The 14,939-nt window shown below is 68.9% G+C and carries 14 protein-coding genes; 11 read left to right on the top strand and 3 right to left on the bottom strand.

The features are described from left to right. Positions 1–28 precede the first annotated feature (28 nt). From GKZ92_RS11765 to GKZ92_RS11740, 6 genes are all read left to right on the top strand, one after another. On the top strand, positions 29–1,021 hold the full coding sequence (locus tag GKZ92_RS11765; RefSeq protein WP_006360394.1) for a helix-turn-helix transcriptional regulator: 993 nt from the start codon (positions 29–31) through the stop codon (positions 1,019–1,021). Continuing rightward, on the top strand, positions 1,021–1,989 hold the full coding sequence (locus GKZ92_RS11760; protein WP_006360393.1) for a helix-turn-helix transcriptional regulator: 969 nt from the start codon (positions 1,021–1,023) through the stop codon (positions 1,987–1,989). The genes GKZ92_RS11765 and GKZ92_RS11760 overlap by 1 nt, the downstream gene beginning before the upstream one ends. A 75-nt stretch (positions 1,990–2,064) precedes the next feature. Beyond that, positions 2,065–2,328 (top strand): Sec-independent protein translocase subunit TatA, encoded by a 264-nt coding sequence (tatA, locus tag GKZ92_RS11755; RefSeq protein WP_006360392.1) that lies wholly within the window; start codon positions 2,065–2,067, stop codon positions 2,326–2,328. Positions 2,329–2,348: 20 nt separating this feature from the next. After that, complete coding sequence (tatC, locus tag GKZ92_RS11750; RefSeq protein ID WP_006360391.1) at positions 2,349–3,323, top strand: twin-arginine translocase subunit TatC; 975 nt, start codon at positions 2,349–2,351, stop codon at positions 3,321–3,323. Then, positions 3,320–6,148: a DEAD/DEAH box helicase gene (locus tag GKZ92_RS11745; protein ID WP_006360390.1), complete on the top strand. Its 2,829-nt coding sequence runs from the start codon at positions 3,320–3,322 to the stop codon at positions 6,146–6,148. Before tatC ends, GKZ92_RS11745 begins: the two co-directional genes overlap by 4 nt. A 180-nt stretch (positions 6,149–6,328) precedes the next feature. After that, positions 6,329–7,207 (top strand): DUF4333 domain-containing protein, encoded by an 879-nt coding sequence (locus tag GKZ92_RS11740; protein WP_006360389.1) that lies wholly within the window; start codon positions 6,329–6,331, stop codon positions 7,205–7,207. Between the two features lie 16 nt (positions 7,208–7,223). Here the strand turns inward: GKZ92_RS11740 and GKZ92_RS11735 are convergent, their stop codons facing one another. Further along, a complete protein-coding gene (locus GKZ92_RS11735) occupies positions 7,224–8,180 on the bottom strand; it encodes a 5'-3' exonuclease (RefSeq protein WP_006360388.1) in 957 nt (318 codons plus the stop codon). A gap of 84 nt (positions 8,181–8,264) precedes the next feature. Here GKZ92_RS11735 and GKZ92_RS11730 point away from each other — a divergent pair, with 84 nt between their 5' ends. Beyond that, positions 8,265–9,407, top strand: coding sequence for a M24 family metallopeptidase (locus GKZ92_RS11730; protein ID WP_006360387.1), 1,143 nt, complete (start codon positions 8,265–8,267; stop codon positions 9,405–9,407). On the opposite strand, the gene GKZ92_RS11725 is transcribed toward GKZ92_RS11730, so the two are convergent. After that, positions 9,408–9,809, bottom strand: a complete 402-nt coding sequence (locus tag GKZ92_RS11725) for a PPOX class F420-dependent oxidoreductase (RefSeq protein WP_035751598.1) — start codon at positions 9,807–9,809, stop codon at positions 9,408–9,410. A 64-nt stretch (positions 9,810–9,873) separates the two neighbouring features. On the opposite strand from GKZ92_RS11725, the gene GKZ92_RS11720 reads away from it, so the two are divergent. The 4 genes from GKZ92_RS11720 to GKZ92_RS11705 are packed head-to-tail and all read left to right on the top strand — an operon-like array spanning position 9,874 to position 13,407. Beyond that, positions 9,874–10,641: an SDR family NAD(P)-dependent oxidoreductase gene (locus GKZ92_RS11720; RefSeq protein WP_006360385.1), complete on the top strand. Its 768-nt coding sequence runs from the start codon at positions 9,874–9,876 to the stop codon at positions 10,639–10,641. Continuing rightward, entirely contained in the window at positions 10,638–11,897 is a 1,260-nt protein-coding gene (locus tag GKZ92_RS11715; RefSeq protein ID WP_006360384.1) for a bifunctional cobalt-precorrin-7 (C(5))-methyltransferase/cobalt-precorrin-6B (C(15))-methyltransferase, read from the top strand. The genes GKZ92_RS11720 and GKZ92_RS11715 overlap by 4 nt, the downstream gene beginning before the upstream one ends. Next, the gene (gene cobM / locus GKZ92_RS11710; protein WP_006360383.1) at positions 11,894–12,667 is read left to right on the top strand and encodes a precorrin-4 C(11)-methyltransferase; all 774 of its coding nucleotides are present in this window, start codon (positions 11,894–11,896) and stop codon (positions 12,665–12,667) included. The genes GKZ92_RS11715 and cobM overlap by 4 nt, the downstream gene beginning before the upstream one ends. Next, entirely contained in the window at positions 12,664–13,407 is a 744-nt protein-coding gene (locus tag GKZ92_RS11705; RefSeq protein ID WP_006360382.1) for a cobalt-precorrin-6A reductase, read from the top strand. The genes cobM and GKZ92_RS11705 overlap by 4 nt, the downstream gene beginning before the upstream one ends. Here the strand turns inward: GKZ92_RS11705 and GKZ92_RS11700 are convergent. Continuing rightward, positions 13,360–14,937, bottom strand: a complete 1,578-nt coding sequence (locus GKZ92_RS11700) for a precorrin-2 C(20)-methyltransferase (RefSeq protein WP_035751601.1) — start codon at positions 14,935–14,937, stop codon at positions 13,360–13,362. The two genes, GKZ92_RS11705 and GKZ92_RS11700, sit on opposite strands and share 48 nt — an antisense overlap. Positions 14,938–14,939: the final 2 nt, after the last annotated feature.

Raw genomic sequence — 14,939 nt, 5'->3', positions numbered from 1 at the left:
CTGATCGGCAAGGATCTAACCTGACGCAGTGGCCACTCCCAAAGTCGAGCGACTGCTCAATCTGGTGATCTGTCTGCTGTGGACGAAGCAGTACGTCACCGCCGACTACATCCGACGCAACGTCGCCGGTTACCAGGACGGCGACAAGTCCGACGAGGCATTCAACCGGATGTTCGAGCGGGACAAGAACGAACTGCGCGACCTCGGCATCCCGCTGGTCACCGGACGTTCGCCGATGGCGGCGGGCGCCGAGGGATACCGCATCGACCGTGACACCTACGAGCTGCCCGAGATCTCCCTGGACTCCGACGAGGCCGCCGCGATCGCCATGGCCGCCGCGCTCTGGGACACCCCGGAGGTCTCCACGCTGTCGCAGACCGCGATCCTCAAGCTGCGCGCCGCGGGCCTCGACGTCCGCTCGGAGGACGACCTCGGCTTCACCGCCGGCGGGTCGACGCGATCGATGGGTTCGGAGCAGGTCATCGCCGGACTCCTCGGCGCGATCCAGGTCAAGCGCGCCGTCGAGTTCACCCACCGGTCGTCGGCGACCGCGACCCCGGCCGTCCGTCGGGTCGAGCCCTGGGGTGTGGTGTCCCACCACGGCCGCTGGTACGTCGTCGGACACGACCTCGACCGGGCCGCCACCCGCACGTTCCGCCTGTCGCGGATCTCGACGGTGACGCCGGTCGGACCCGCCGATGCCGTCGACGTGCCCGTCGGCACGGACCTCCAGCAGATCGTCTCCGCGGCGGTCGATTCCGCGGCGGGCACCGACGGTCGCACCGCGCGCATCTGGGTGGCCGCGGGCCGGGCCGCCGGACTCCGCCGGGCCGCGACCACCTCCGAACCCGCTGACCTCGACGGTGAGGCGGGCGACGTGCTGACCCTCGACATCCATTCGCTGTCGGCGGTGGCGCGCATGGCGCTGGGCGTGGGCCGGGACGCGGTCGTCCTCGATCCGCCAGAGCTGCGCGACCTCGTGATCGCCGGCCTGGACCGCCTGGCGGGGGTGAGCGCCTGATGGCCGGTGCACAACCGTCGCGCCTGAACCGGCTGCTGGCGATGGTCCCGTATTTCCAGGCTCGGCGCGGCATCTCGATCGAGCAGGCCGCGCGCGAACTCGGCGTCACCCAGACGCAGCTCACCAAGGACCTCGAGTTGCTGTTCGTGTGCGGGCTCCCGGGTTACTACCCCGACGACCTGATCGAACTCGAGTTCAGCGAGGGCTTCGTCAGCGTCGGGTTCACCGCGGGCATGGACCGTCCGCTGCGGCTCACGACCGTGGAGGCCAGCACCCTGCTCGTGGCACTGCGTGCTCTCGTGGAGACGCCCGGTGTGGTCGACGTGACCGCCGCGCGGCGTGCCATCGCCAAGATCGAGGAGGCGGTCGGGGCGACCGCCGTGCCGGGTCTGTCCTCCGGTGCGGAGTTCGAGGCATCGCCGGGGGAGAACCCGACCTTCACCACCGTCCGCGAAGCCGTGCGTCGAGGACGTGCGCTTCAGCTGAGCTACTACTCGGCGAGCCGGGACAGCGTCACCGACCGTGTCGTCGACCCGATCCGGCTGCAGGTGATGGACCAGCACACCTACCTCGAAGCCTGGTGTCGCATGGCCGAGGGCGTGCGGTTGTTCCGCTTCGACCGCATCGACACCGCCGTCGAACTGGACGAACCGAGCAACCCGCCGGCCGAGGCCGAGTGGTCGTCGCAGTCGGTGCTCGTCCCGGAGAACCCCGATCTGCCGGCGGTCGAACTCGAGATCGATCCCGACCACCTGTGGATTCTCGACTACTACCCGGTGGAGCCGACCACCTCGATCGACGACCGCCATCCGGATGAACCGGTCCGCGCCCGCATGGTCTACGGCTCACCCGAGTGGCTGACCCGTTTCCTGCTCGGCTTCGGCGGCTCGGTCCGCGTCGTCGACGATCAGAAAGTCGCGGCGGCGGTCGTGGAATCGGCGGCGAGTGCGCGCGAGCGCTACCGCTGAACCGGGCGGTCCACCGGCCTCAGACAACTCGGGTAGCATTGGATACGGTCTGGATCCGATCTGAAGGGTGATCTCATGGGCTTCACTTCGTGGTGGCACTGGGCGATTGTCGCCGTCGTGCTGCTGATCCTGTTCGGCTCGAAGAAGCTGCCGGACGCCGCCCGAGGTCTCGGACAGTCGCTGCGCATCTTCAAGAGCGAGGTCAAGGAGATGCAGAAGGACGACAAGCCTGCCGACACCGCACCGGCATCTCCCGACGCCCCGCAGCGGGAACTCCCGTCGGCTGACAACACCCAGCCGGGCACGTCGTCGAACGCCGACACCAAGAAATCGGCTTAGGGGCGCGTCGGAGAATCCGAGTGCGCATCCCCTTCGACCCCCGACACCGCAAGCGCAAACTCAATCCCGACGGCACGATGTCGTTGGTCGAGCATCTCTATGAGTTGCGCACCCGCATGGTCATCTCGCTGTTGGCGATCGTGGCCACCACGATTCTCGGGTTCATCTGGTACAGCCACGGCTTCCTGGGCATCCCGTCGCTCGGCGACATGCTGCGCGGACCGTACTGCGACCTGCCGCCCTCGGCCCGTGCGACGCTGACCGCCGACGATTCCTGCCGTCTCCTCGCGACCGGCCCGTTCGACCAGTTCATGCTGCGACTCAAGGTCGCGCTCACCGCCGGTGTGGTCCTGGCATGCCCGGTGTGGATCTATCAGACCTGGCAGTTCATCACCCCCGGCCTGCATCAGAACGAACGCCGCTACGGCATAGCCTTCGTCACCGTCGCGACCACGCTCTTCGTCGCCGGCGCGGTTCTGGCTTATCTGGTGGTGGCGAAGGCCTTCGACTTCCTGTTGACCGTCGGCAACGAGGTCCAGGTCACCGCCCTCGCCGGTGACCAGTACTTCGGGTTCATGATCAACGTCCTGGTCATCTTCGGTGTCAGCTTCGAATTGCCCCTGCTGATCATCGCGCTCAATCTCGTCGGTGTCCTGACCTACGACCGGCTCAAGAAGTGGCGCCGCGGCCTGATCTTCGCGGTCTTCGTGTTCGCCGCCATCGTCACCCCGGGCCAGGACCCGTTCACCATGCTGGCCCTGGCCTGCGCGCTGACCGTGCTGCTGGAGTTCTCCATCCAGTTCGCGCGCATCGCCGACAAACGACGCGGCAGGCGGGCACCGAGCTGGGCCGGACTCTCCGATGACGAGGCCAGCCCGCTGCCTCCGACCCGCCCGGTCTCGTCGCCGTCGCCGGTCGCGACCTCGGCCGCGGGCACCTCGAACGCCACCCGGACCTCGACACGGGCACACGAGACATTCGACGACGTCCTGTGAGTCAACTCGACGCGTTCACGTCGCGGCTGGACTTCGGACTCGATCCGTTCCAGCGCCGTGCCTGCGAGGCTCTTGAAGCCGGTCACGGCGTGCTGGTCTGCGCACCGACCGGCGCGGGCAAGACCATCGTCGGCGAATTCGCGGTCCACCTCGCTCTCGCCGGCGGGACCAAGTGCTTCTACACGACCCCGATCAAGGCGCTGAGCAACCAGAAATATGCCGACCTCGCCGCCGTTCACGGCCATGAGTCGGTCGGACTGCTCACCGGCGACAGCTCCATCAACCCGGATGCGCCGATCGTCGTGATGACGACCGAGGTCGTGCGCAACATGATCTACGCCGAATCCCGCGCGCTCGACGGGCTGTCGCATGTGGTGATGGACGAGGTGCACTTCCTCGCCGATCGCTTCCGCGGAGCGGTCTGGGAAGAGGTGATCCTGCACCTCGAGCCGTCCGTGCGTGTGGTGAGCCTGTCCGCGACCGTCAGCAACGCCGAGGAGTTCGGCGAGTGGATCCAGACCGTCCGTGGCGACACCTCCGTCATCGTCGACGAGCACCGGCCGGTCCCGCTGTCTCAGCACATGCTGGTCGGCCAACGGATGTTCGACCTCTTCGACCCGGCCGATCGCGATCCCGCGGACCGGAAGGGGTCGCGTCCGCGGGTCAATCCCGAACTCAAGCGGCACATCCGTCACCGCATCCTGCTCGCCGAGGACGAGCGTGATTCGTCCCGGGGCCGAGGCCGGGGAGGTGGCGGGGGACAGCCGCGCCGACGCGACGGCCGGGGTCCACTGCTCTCGCGCCCGAATCTCGTCGGTCGCCTCGACCGTGAGGGTCTGCTGCCCGCGATCGGGTTCATCTTCTCCCGTGCCGGTTGCGACGCCGCCCTGGCTCAGTGTCTGCGGTCGGGTATCGCGCTGCTGACACCCGAGGAGGCCGCCGAGGTCGACGCCGTCGTCGACCGGCGCCTCACCGAACTCTCGCCCAGCGACGCCGACGTGCTGGGCGTGCAGGAGTGGCGCGAAGGTCTCCGCCGAGGCCTGGCTTCGCATCACGCCGGGATGCTCCCGACCTTCCGCCACGCCGTCGAGGAGCTTTTCGTCCGTGGGCTCGTCCGCATGGTGTTCGCCACGGAGACACTGGCTCTCGGGATCAACATGCCGGCCCGGTCGGTGGTCCTCGAACGTCTGGTGAAGTACAACGGCGAGTCGCACGTCGACCTCACCCCCGGCGAGTTCACCCAGCTGACCGGCCGCGCCGGACGCCGCGGGATCGACGTCGAGGGCCATGCCGTCGTGGTGTGGACACCCGAGGTCGTCCCCGAGGAGGTCGCCGGACTCGCGGGTGCCCGCACCTTCCCGCTTCGTAGCTCCTTCTCGCCGGAATACAACATGGCGGTCAACCTGCTCGGCCGGCTCGGTCTCGACGGGGCCCGTGAACTCCTGCACCGATCGTTCGCCCAGTTCCAGGCCGACCGCTCGGTGGTCGGGCTGGCCCGCAAGCTCCACGAATCGCAGCGGGCGCTGCGCAAGCTCGACGGCGAGCTGGCCCGCGCCGCCGAGGCCCGGGGTCTGGAACCCGGGGGAGTCGACGCCACCGGGGCACCGGCAGCGGGCGAGACCGAGGCGTACGCCGGGTTCCTCGGCTACGTCACGCTCCGCGAGGAGATCCGCCGTCGAGAACGAGACCTGAAGTACCGCAAGCGGATCAACACCGAGGATGCAATCGTCGCCGACCTGGCCGCGCTCAAACGGGGTCACGTCATCGGGGTGCCCGTCGGACGCCACCGGGGTCTCGCGGTGATCGTCGAACCGGCCACCCAGGCAGCAGATCCCAAGCCGCTGGTGGTCACCGAGGACGCCTGGTGCGGACGTATCGGGCTGCGTGACTTCGTCAATCCGCCCGAGGTCCTCGGCAACATGCGGTTGCCGAAGAACGCCGACCGCCGGACCGGACGCGGCCGCCGCGACCTCGCGTCTGCACTGCGGTCGACCGGGATAGAGATGCCCCGGGGGCGCTCCAAGAAGCGCGCCGACGCCGCCGATGACCCAGAGCTGGCCCAGATGCGTCGCACGCTGCGTGCCCATCCCGCGCATCAGATCCCGAACGGCGACGAGCTGTTCCGTCTCGCCGAGAAGCGCAACCGTCTGCTGCGCGACATCGTCACCGCCGAACGCAGCATCGGTGAGCGAACCTCGACGCTCGGTGTCACCTTCGACCACATCGTCGGTGTCCTCAGCGAGCTCGGGTACGTCGAACGCGTCCGCGAGGCCTCCGAATCGACCGGCCACAACATGCGGGTGACCGAGTCGGGCAAGCTGCTGGCCCGCATCTACAGCGAGAGCGATCTCGTGGTGACCGAGTGCATTCGCGCGGGCGTGTGGGACGACCTCTCGCCGGCCGACCTGGCCGCCGTCGTCGCCGCACTCGTCTACGAGAGCCGTCGCGACAGCTACGGCGGGGTCGATGCGCTGCCCGGCAGCACCTCGCTGCGTACTGCGATGGCCGCGACCGTGGACATCTGGTCGAAGGTGACGGCGGTCGAGTCGCGCCACCGGGTCAGTCCCACCCGGGAGCCGGACACCGGTTTCTCGCTCGCGGTGGCGACCTGGGCGTCGGGCCGATCGCTCAGCGAGGCACTGCTCCTCGCGGGCGAACGCGGTCAGCTGCTCTCACCTGGCGACTTCGTCCGGTGGAATCGTCAGGTCATCGACCTCCTGGAACAGATCCGGCTCTGCGTCGGCACCGACACCCGCCTGGGCGGCACCGCACGATCCGCGGTCAAGGCGATCCGCCGGGGAGTGGTGGCCGCCGAACTCGGTTGAGCCCGTCGGTTCACCAGACGACGCTGCGGGCCACCCTGCTCGAGGTTGCCTGATTGTCGTGTGTGCCTGAGGTAACGTTCATCCCGCATTCGGTGTCAGGGAGGGATGTCCCGGCACTGTCGCGTGACGTCACAGTTCGCCGACACCTCGTCGAGGTGGGAGCCGAGTGGGAGGGGACTCATGACCGACCCGAACAACCCGAATCCGTCCCAGCCCCAGCAGGGCCAGCCCGGCTCCGGCGACAAGACCGAGATCGTGAACACGGGCGGTTCCCAGGAGGGCGGCTCGCAGGCCGACCCCACGACGATGGCGCCCAACCCCGGTTACGGACAGCCCCAGCAGGATCCGTTCCAGGCGAATCCCTACCGGCAGAACCCCTACCAGCAGGCTCCCGGATACGCGCCCGGAGCGCAGGCACCGGGCCAGCCGGCCCAGAACCAGCCGACACAGGTCGGGTACCCCGGGGCGCAGCCCGGCCAGTACGGGCAACCCGGTGGTCAGCCCGCCTACGGTGCCCCGAACCAGGGTGCGCCCAACTACGGCGGACCCGCGCAGCCCTACGGTCAGCAGCCCGACCCCGCACAGTACGGTGCCGGACAGTACGGTGCCGGTCAGTACGGTGCGCCCGGCCAGTACGGTCAGCAGCCCTACAGTCAGCCGCAGCAGACCCCGGGCGCCTACGGCCAGAACCAGTTCGGCGGACCCGACCAGTTCAGCGGCATGGCGACGCCCAAGTCGAACAAGACGCTTCGGACGCTGCTGTTCGCCGGTGGCGGTGCGCTGATCGTGATCGCCGCGATCATCCTCATCACCGCCTTCGTCGCCCCCGGCTGGGCCCCGAAGAACCTCGACCAGCAGGCAGCCCAGGACGGCGTGCAGCAGATCCTCACCGAGGACTATCAGGCCAGCGATGTCAGCAATGTGAAGTGCCCGTCCGGCCAGCGCGTCAAGGAGGGGTCGTCGTTCACCTGCTCGGTGACCGTCGGCGGACAGGACCAGCAGGTCACCGTCACCTTCATCGACGACGAGGGTCGCTACGAGGTCTCGCGTCCCAGCTGACACGAGACCGCGCTGATCAGGCCTTGGGCCAGCCCAGCGCCTTCGACAACCGACCCACCGACGCCCCGATGCCCAGCTCCTCGACGAGCGCGGCCAGGGCCTCGGGGTCGGCCGGTTCCGACGGCAGCAGATCCGGGCCGCTGTCGATGGTCTCCGCGTCGGTGCGCACCGAGACGACGGTGCGGGCCGCCTCCAGGTAGTCCTCGGCGGCGAGCAGCGCCTTGCGTGCCCGCGTCGGGACCTTCGACGACGAGTCCCGGGCAGCCGCTTCGAGCGCGTCCAGGCTGCCGTATTCGCTGATCAGTTTCGCCGCGGTCTTCTCGCCGATGCCCGGTACACCGGGGAGGCCGTCCGACGGGTCGCCGCGCAGCATCGACATCTCCGCGTAGCCGATCCCGGCGCGATCGGCGGGTACGCCGTACTTCTCCCCGACCTCGACCGGCCCCATCATCTCCGCCTTCGCCAGTCCGCGCCCGACGTAGAGCACCCGCACCGGGACCGGATCATCGGAGACCACCTGCAGCAGATCGCGGTCACCGCTGACGACGACCACCGGATGCTCCGCCTCCTCCCAGGCGAGTGTTCCGATGACATCGTCGGCCTCGCAGCCGACCGCCCCCGAGGTCGCGATCCCCGCGGCGGCAAGGACATCCATGATCATGTCGACCTGCGGCGTCAGCGTGTCGGGCACTTCTTCGACGTCGATGGTCTCCGTGCCCGTGGCGTCGGTCGCACCGTCCTCGACCGCGACGCGGTGCGCCTTGTACGTCGGGATGAGGGCGGTACGGAACTCGGGACGCCAGTCGAGGTCGAGGCACACGACGAGCCGCGTCGGGTGTTCGCGTGTCACGAGATTCGCGATCGTGTCGATGAATCCCCGGACCGCGTTGACCGGTCGCCCGTCGGGGCTGGTCATCTTCTCGGGCAGGGCGTAGAACGACCGGAACCACAGGCTCGCACCGTCGAGCAGCATCAACGAATCCGTCACCTCCACACTCTCGCATTGACGGTGTCGCCGCGTCACCACGACCCGCACACCCGGCGGTAGTCTTCGACCATGGCTGCCACATCGACCACCGCCGGCCCGGCGGCACCGCTGTTCGATCCCGAGGTGTACCGCGAACGCATGCGACGCGCCGCGGAACTCACCCGCGACGCCGGCCTCGACGCGCTGGTGCTGGCGCCCGGTCCCGACCTGCGATATCTCGTGGGTTCGCGCGCCGACACCTTCGAACGCCTCACCGCACTCGTCATCCCCGCAGCGGGGGACCCGAAACTCGTCATCGCGCGCCTCGAGGTGCCGTCGCTGTCCGCCTCAGCCGTCGGCGACCTCGGCATCGAGGTGGCCGACTGGGTCGACGGCGACGACGCGCACGGTCTCGCGCTCTCCGGTCTGCCGTCGAATCCGACCATCGCGGTGTCGGATTCGATGCCCGCCCTGCACGTGATCCCGCTGGCCCGGCACACCGGCGCCACACCGCAACTCGCCACCGCAGTGCTGCGCGAACTCCGAATGCTCAAGGACGACGCGGAGATCGAGGCCCTGCGTCGTGCCGGCGCGGCCATCGACCGCGTCCATGCCCGGATGGGTGAATGGCTCAAGCCCGGACGCACCGAGCGGGAGGTCTCCGACGACATCGCGGCGGCGATCCTCGAGGAGGGCCACACCGAGGCCGCGTTCATCATCGTCGGTTCCGGACCCAACGGCGCCGACCCGCATCACGAGTTCTCCGACCGGGTCATCGAACGGTCCGACATCGTCGTCATCGACATCGGCGGACCGGTCGAACCCGGTTACAACTCCGACTCGACCCGCACCTACTGTTTCGAACCGCCCGCCGCCGACGTCGCCGACGCGTACGCCGCCCTGCACGAGGCGCAGCGGACTGCAGTCGCCGCCGTACGTCCCGGAGTCACCGCCGCCTCCATCGACGCAGCCGCCCGCGACCTGCTCCGCGAACGCGGCCTCGCCGAGGCGTTCATCCACCGCACCGGACACGGCATCGGCCTCTCGGTCCACGAGGAGCCCTACATCGTGAACGGCAACGACATCACCCTGCGCCCCGGCATGGCCTTCAGCGTGGAGCCCGGGGTGTACTTCTCCGGCCGCTGGGGTGCCCGCATCGAGGACATCGTCGTGGTCACCGAGGACGGCTGCGAGTCCTTCAACAACCGCCCGCACCAGCTGGTGCAGCTGTAGCTACCCCAGCAACGACGCCGACCCGAGCACCCGGGACACGCTGATCTCGATGACCACACGTCGAGGGTTGGGCTTCGGCTGCCGGTACCGCTGTGCGTAGCGCTGCTCCGCCTCGTGCACGCGTTCCGGTTCGCGGCTGACCCGCGCCGGACCCTCGAGGGTGAGCCAGCGGGGACCGTCGACGTTCGTCACCGCCGCGTAGCCGCCGCGCTCGACGTTGCGCACCTTCTGGCTGCCGTCGAAGGTGATCACCCGCGCCAGCCCGGCTTCGGGGTCCCAGGTGAAGCCCACGGCCACCGAATGCGGTGTCCCATCGGCCCGCAGCGTCGTGAGGGTGCCGAGATGGCGTTCGGTCAGGAACTCGAGTGCGGCGGGGCCGATGTCGGCAGCGGTACGTGACATGTCTGCCACGCTAGCGCCGGTGGGGTGACTTCGACGTGTCGGGGCTGGTGCGATACTGCTGTGCATGGCGTCTGAGACATCTGCGGGTTCGCTGGTCCTGTTCGGCGGCCGCAGTGAGATCGGTGTGGCCACCGCTCAGCGTTTGGCCGACGGGCGGACGGTGGTCCTCGCGGCCCGTCGGCCCGACGACCTCGCCGATCAGACCGCACTGCTTCTCGAGGCGGGCGCGACCGCCGTACACACCGTCGGCTTCGATGCCGACGACACCGACACCCACCCCGGGCTGATCGCGTCCCTGCTCGACGACTTCGGCCCGATCGGTATCGCGATCGTCGCGTTCGGGATCCTCGGTGACCAGACGCGCGCGGAAGCCGATGTCGCGCATGCCCTGCAGATCGCGCACACGGACTACTACGCCCAGGTCAGTGTGCTGATACCGCTTGCCGCCGCCCTGCGCGCACAGGGGTCCGGCACGATGATTGTCTTCTCCTCGGTCGCAGGGATCCGCGTGCGCCGGGCCAACTTCGTCTACGGCTCCACCAAGGCCGGGCTCGACGGCTTCGCCAGCGGTATGGCGGATTCGCTGCACGGCACCGGCGTCCGGCTGCTCCTCGCCCGACCCGGTTTCGTGATCGGCGCGATGACCAAGGAACTGATGGAGTCCGGGGTGAAACCCGCACCGTTCTCGAAGACTCCGGACCAGGTCGCCGATGCCGTCGCCCGCGCGTATCGCAAGGGGCGTGGTGAGGTTTGGATCCCGTCGGTGTTGCGCCCGATGTTCTTCGGCATGCGTCTGCTCCCTCGCGCGGTGTGGCGGAGACTGCCCCGATGAGTTCCACACCGTCGAATTCGGGTGTTCCGCCGCGCTTCGTGGTCGTCGGCATCGGCGCCGATGGTTGGCGCGGTCTCGGCGACGCCGCACGCGACGAACTGCGTGGTGCCCACGTGATCTACGGGGCGAGAAGGCAACTCGCACTCCTCGACGACGCCGGGCACGAGCTCACCGGCACGCGTGAGGTGTGGCGCTCGCCGATGTCGTCGCATCTCGCCGAAGTCCTCGAGAACGCCACCGGCCGTGTACACATCCTCGCCAGCGGCGATCCGATGTTCCACGGCGTCGGCGCCAGCATCGTCGCGCGGGTCGGGCCCGATCAAGTGCGGGTCGTCCCCACGGTGTCCAGCGCGAGTCTGGCGTGCGCGCGTCTCGGCTGGGACCTTGCGACGACCAGGATCGTCAGTGCCGTCACCGCCGACCCCGAGGTGGTCCTCACCGAGGTCACCGGCGGCGGACGTCTCCTCGTTCTCAGTCGGAACGAGATGACACCCGCTTCCGTGGCAGAACTGCTCTCGCAGAACGGATTCGGCGATTCGTCGATGACTGTCCTCGAACAGCTCGGTGGACCGGACGAGCGCATCCGTTCCTCGACCGCGGAATCCTGGGCACCTTCACCCGTGGACCCGCTCAACATCGTGGCCGTCGACTGCGTCGGACCACGTCGCAGCCGGATGCCCGGCCGCGACGACGACACCTACGACCACGACGGCCAGATCACCAAGTCCACGATCCGCGCGATCACTGTCGCCGCTCTCGAACCGGCCGGGGCGCAGCTCCTCTGGGACATCGGCTCAGGATCCGGAAGTGTGGCCATCGAATGGTTGCGCGCCGACGACCGGGGACGGGCGGTCGCCTTCGAGCAGAACGCGGACCGGGCGGAGCGGCTCACCGCCAACGCTCGCCGGCACGGCGTCGGTCATCGCCTGACGCTGCGCGGCGCCGCACCCGAAGCCCTTTCCGACGCACCGCCTCCCGACGCGGTGTTCATCGGCGGCGGCCTCGACGAGAAGGTCCTCACCTCCGCGTGGAACGCACTGCGACCGTCCGGACGGATCGTCGTCAACGCCGTCACCGTGGAGAACCAGGAGATCCTGGTCCGCTGGCATGCGGAACGCGGCGGCACCCTTCGGCGCCTGTCCGTGGAAACAGTCGCACCCCTGGGGACGATGAGCACCTGGCGGCCCGCGCTGCCGATCGTCCAGTGGGCCGCAACCAGAGACGACACAGCAGACAAGGCGGGATCGACGACATGACCGTCTATTTCATCGGCGCCGGGCCCGGCGCTCCCGACCTGATCACGCTGCGTGGCGCTCGGCTGCTGGGGGAGTGCCGCACCTGCCTGTATGCCGGGTCACTGGTACCCGGCGACATGCTCGAGTTGTGCCCCGACGACGCCGTCCTCGTCGACACGGCGCGAATGCCGTTGCCCGACATCGTCGATCACATCGTCGCCGCCCACGAACGCGGACACGACGTCGCCCGTCTCCACTCCGGTGACCTCTCGATCTACTCGGCATTGGCAGAGCAGCAACGCGAACTGCGTGCACGGGGCATTCCGTACGAGATCGTGCCCGGGGTACCCGCGTTCGCCGCCGCGGCCGCTGCTCTCGACACCGAACTCACCGTCCCCGGAGTGGGGCAGAGCCTGCTCATCACTCGGGTGTCGACGCTGTCGACCGACATGCCCCACGGCGAGGACCTGGCGAACCTCGCCGCAACCGGTGTGACACTCGCCCTCCATCTCGCCGCACACCGTGCCGGACAGATCGTCGAGGCGCTCGCACCGCACTACGGATCGGAATGTCCCACGGCGACCGTCGCTTTCGCGAGCCGACCGAACCAGCAGGTGGTGCGCTGTGCACTGAGCCGTCTACCGGAGACCCTGGACGCCGCCGACATCCGCAAGACCGCGATCATCTTCGTCGGTCGCGTGCTCGACGCCATGACGGATCCCGAGGTCACCGACAGTTACCTGTACTCCCACGCGCGAATGACGAAACTCCGCGAGACACCGCACCCATGACCGATGAACAGATCCTCATCCTCGGCGGCACCGGGGAGGCACGAGCACTGGCGGCGTCCCTGACCGAGACCGGGAGGTCGGTCATCAGTTCACTCGCGGGCCGCGTGGACAATCCGCGCCTCCCGGTGGGCCCGGTCCGCATCGGCGGCTTCGGAGGAGTCGACGGCCTGCGGGAGTGGCTGCTCAGCAACCGGATTCAGGCCGTCATCGACGCCACGCATCCGTTTGCGGCGACCATCACCCGGAACGCGGCGCAGGCCGCGTCGGAAGCGGGGGTGCCGCTGCTCCGGCTGCGTCGTGAACCCTGGGTCCCGTCCGACGCCGACCGCTGGATCCGCGTACCGGATCTCGCCACCGCTGCCGACGAGGTACGGCACCGCGGCAACCGGGTGTTGCTGACCACGGGTCGCCAGGACGTCGGCGAGTTCGCCGGCATCGACGACGTCTGGTTCCTGATCCGGGTCGTCGATCCGCCGACCGCGGAACTCCCTGCGCACCACGAAATTCTGCGGTCACGCGGGCCCTACGACTACGACTCCGAGCTTGCACTCCTGCGCGAGAATCGGATCGACCTGCTGGTCACCAAGAACAGCGGGGGATCGCTGACGAAGGCGAAACTCGACGCCGCCGCGACGATGGGGATCGACGTGATCGTCGTCGACCGTCCGATCGAGCCCGACGTCCCGGCGGTGTCAGAGGTTGCTGCCGCCCAGGCTTGGCTCGAGCGGCTGCTCGGCTGAGACCTGTTCCGGTTCCTCGGTGGGAGTGTGCCGGCGCGGGGTGAACACCAGCGGACCCCCGGCGCGGGACACCGCTCGGGTCGCCGACGAACCGATGATGAGCAACGTGCGCATGTCGACCACTTCGGGGTCGAGGCCGGCCACGGTCGTCGTGGTCAGTGACTGCTCCGGACCGCCCACATCGCGACCGAGGACGACGACCCGGTCGGATGAGACCGTCTGCAGCAGCGTGTGTTTGAGGGCCCCGACCTGCCACGACCGGCTGGCCGAACCCGGATTGTAGATCGCGATGACCAGGTCGGCGGCCAAGGCGGCACGGATGCGGCGCTCGATCACCGACCACGGCTTGAGCCGGTCGGACAGCGAGATCACCGCGAAGTCGTGACCGAGCGGCGCACCGACGGCCGCCGCGACGGCGGTCGCCGCAGTGATCCCCGGAACCACGCGCACCCGAACGTCATGCCACTGCGGTTCGGCGGCCACCTCGGTCACCGCGGCCGCCATCGCGAATACGCCCGGATCGCCCGACGACACGACCGCCACGCGCGCTCCGCGTCGGGCGAGATCGAGAGCGAACTCGGCACGCTCGGACTCGACCCGGTTGTCGCTCGCATGGACGCGCTGGCCCGGTCTCGGGGTCACCCGCTTGAGGTAGGTTGTGTACCCGACGAGGTCGGTCGCGGTGGCGAGTTCCGCGCGGACTTCGGGTGTCGTCCAGCTGTCGTGACCCGGTCCGAGACCGACGACCACCAGTTCGCCCGGTACCGGTTCCGGCTCGAAGCGCGGGTTGTTCCGTCGGCCGGGAACCACGAGGATCGAGAAGTACGGCACCTCAGCCGGATTCACCTCCGCCGCCGGCAGCACACGCTCGACGGTGGTCGACGCCCGTTCGACGTAGAAGGCCTCGTCGAGGCGGCCGGCCTCGCGCAACGCCTCCCGCACCCGTTCGAAGGTGCGGCCCAGTTTCATCACCACGATGGCGTCGGCCGAACGGAAGCGGAACAGCAGCTCTTCCGTCGATGCCGTACCCGGGACGACCGTCAAGGTCTCGTCGCCCTCCACCAGCGGAACACCGGTGGCCGCCGACGCCGCGCTCACCGACGTCACACCCGGCACGATCTCCGCATCGAAGTGCGGGGACAGCCGCTTGTGCATGTGCATGTAGGAGCTGTAGAAGAGCGGATCACCCTCGGCGAGAAGGACGACGTCCCGGCCCGCGCGCAGGTGGACGGCGAGCCGTTCCGCGCTCTCGGCGTAGAAGTCGTCGAGTGCACCCTGATACCCGCCGGGATGGTCGGTGGTCTCGGTGGTGACCGGGTACATGAGACGCTCTTCGGTCTGGTCTTCGCGCAGATAGGGTTCGGCGACCGACCGCGCGATGCTGTTGCCGTGGCGCGCACAGTGATACGCGACCACGTCGGCGGTGCTGATCACCCGCGCGGCCTTGACCGTCATCAGTTCGCTGTCGCCGGGCCCGAGGCCGATTCCCCAGAGCTTGCCGGGCCGCTGATCATCGTTGACTGCAGGCACAT

It is taken from the genome of Gordonia sp. 135 (genome assembly GCF_009720185.1).
Taxonomy (GTDB): Bacteria; Actinomycetota; Actinomycetes; order Mycobacteriales; family Mycobacteriaceae; genus Gordonia; species Gordonia alkanivorans.
This window is presented reverse-complemented; position numbering and strand designations above follow the sequence as displayed.

Excerpts from the sequence above, each read along its gene's own strand:
- cobM (WP_006360383.1), top strand. The coding sequence starts at position 11,894 with ATGACCGTCTATTTCATCGGCGCCGGGCCCGGCGCTCCCGACCTGATC.
- GKZ92_RS11705 (WP_006360382.1), top strand. The coding sequence starts at position 12,664 with ATGACCGATGAACAGATCCTCATCCTCGGCGGCACCGGGGAGGCACGA.
- GKZ92_RS11740 (WP_006360389.1), top strand. The coding sequence starts at position 6,329 with ATGACCGACCCGAACAACCCGAATCCGTCCCAGCCCCAGCAGGGCCAG.
- tatA (WP_006360392.1), top strand. The coding sequence starts at position 2,065 with ATGGGCTTCACTTCGTGGTGGCACTGGGCGATTGTCGCCGTCGTGCTG.
- GKZ92_RS11760 (WP_006360393.1), top strand. The coding sequence starts at position 1,021 with ATGGCCGGTGCACAACCGTCGCGCCTGAACCGGCTGCTGGCGATGGTC.
- GKZ92_RS11720 (WP_006360385.1), top strand. The coding sequence starts at position 9,874 with ATGGCGTCTGAGACATCTGCGGGTTCGCTGGTCCTGTTCGGCGGCCGC.
- GKZ92_RS11715 (WP_006360384.1), top strand. The coding sequence starts at position 10,638 with ATGAGTTCCACACCGTCGAATTCGGGTGTTCCGCCGCGCTTCGTGGTC.
- GKZ92_RS11730 (WP_006360387.1), top strand. The coding sequence starts at position 8,265 with ATGGCTGCCACATCGACCACCGCCGGCCCGGCGGCACCGCTGTTCGAT.
- GKZ92_RS11735 (WP_006360388.1), bottom strand. The coding sequence starts at position 8,180 with ATGCTGCTCGACGGTGCGAGCCTGTGGTTCCGGTCGTTCTACGCCCTG.
- GKZ92_RS11725 (WP_035751598.1), bottom strand. The coding sequence starts at position 9,809 with ATGTCACGTACCGCTGCCGACATCGGCCCCGCCGCACTCGAGTTCCTG.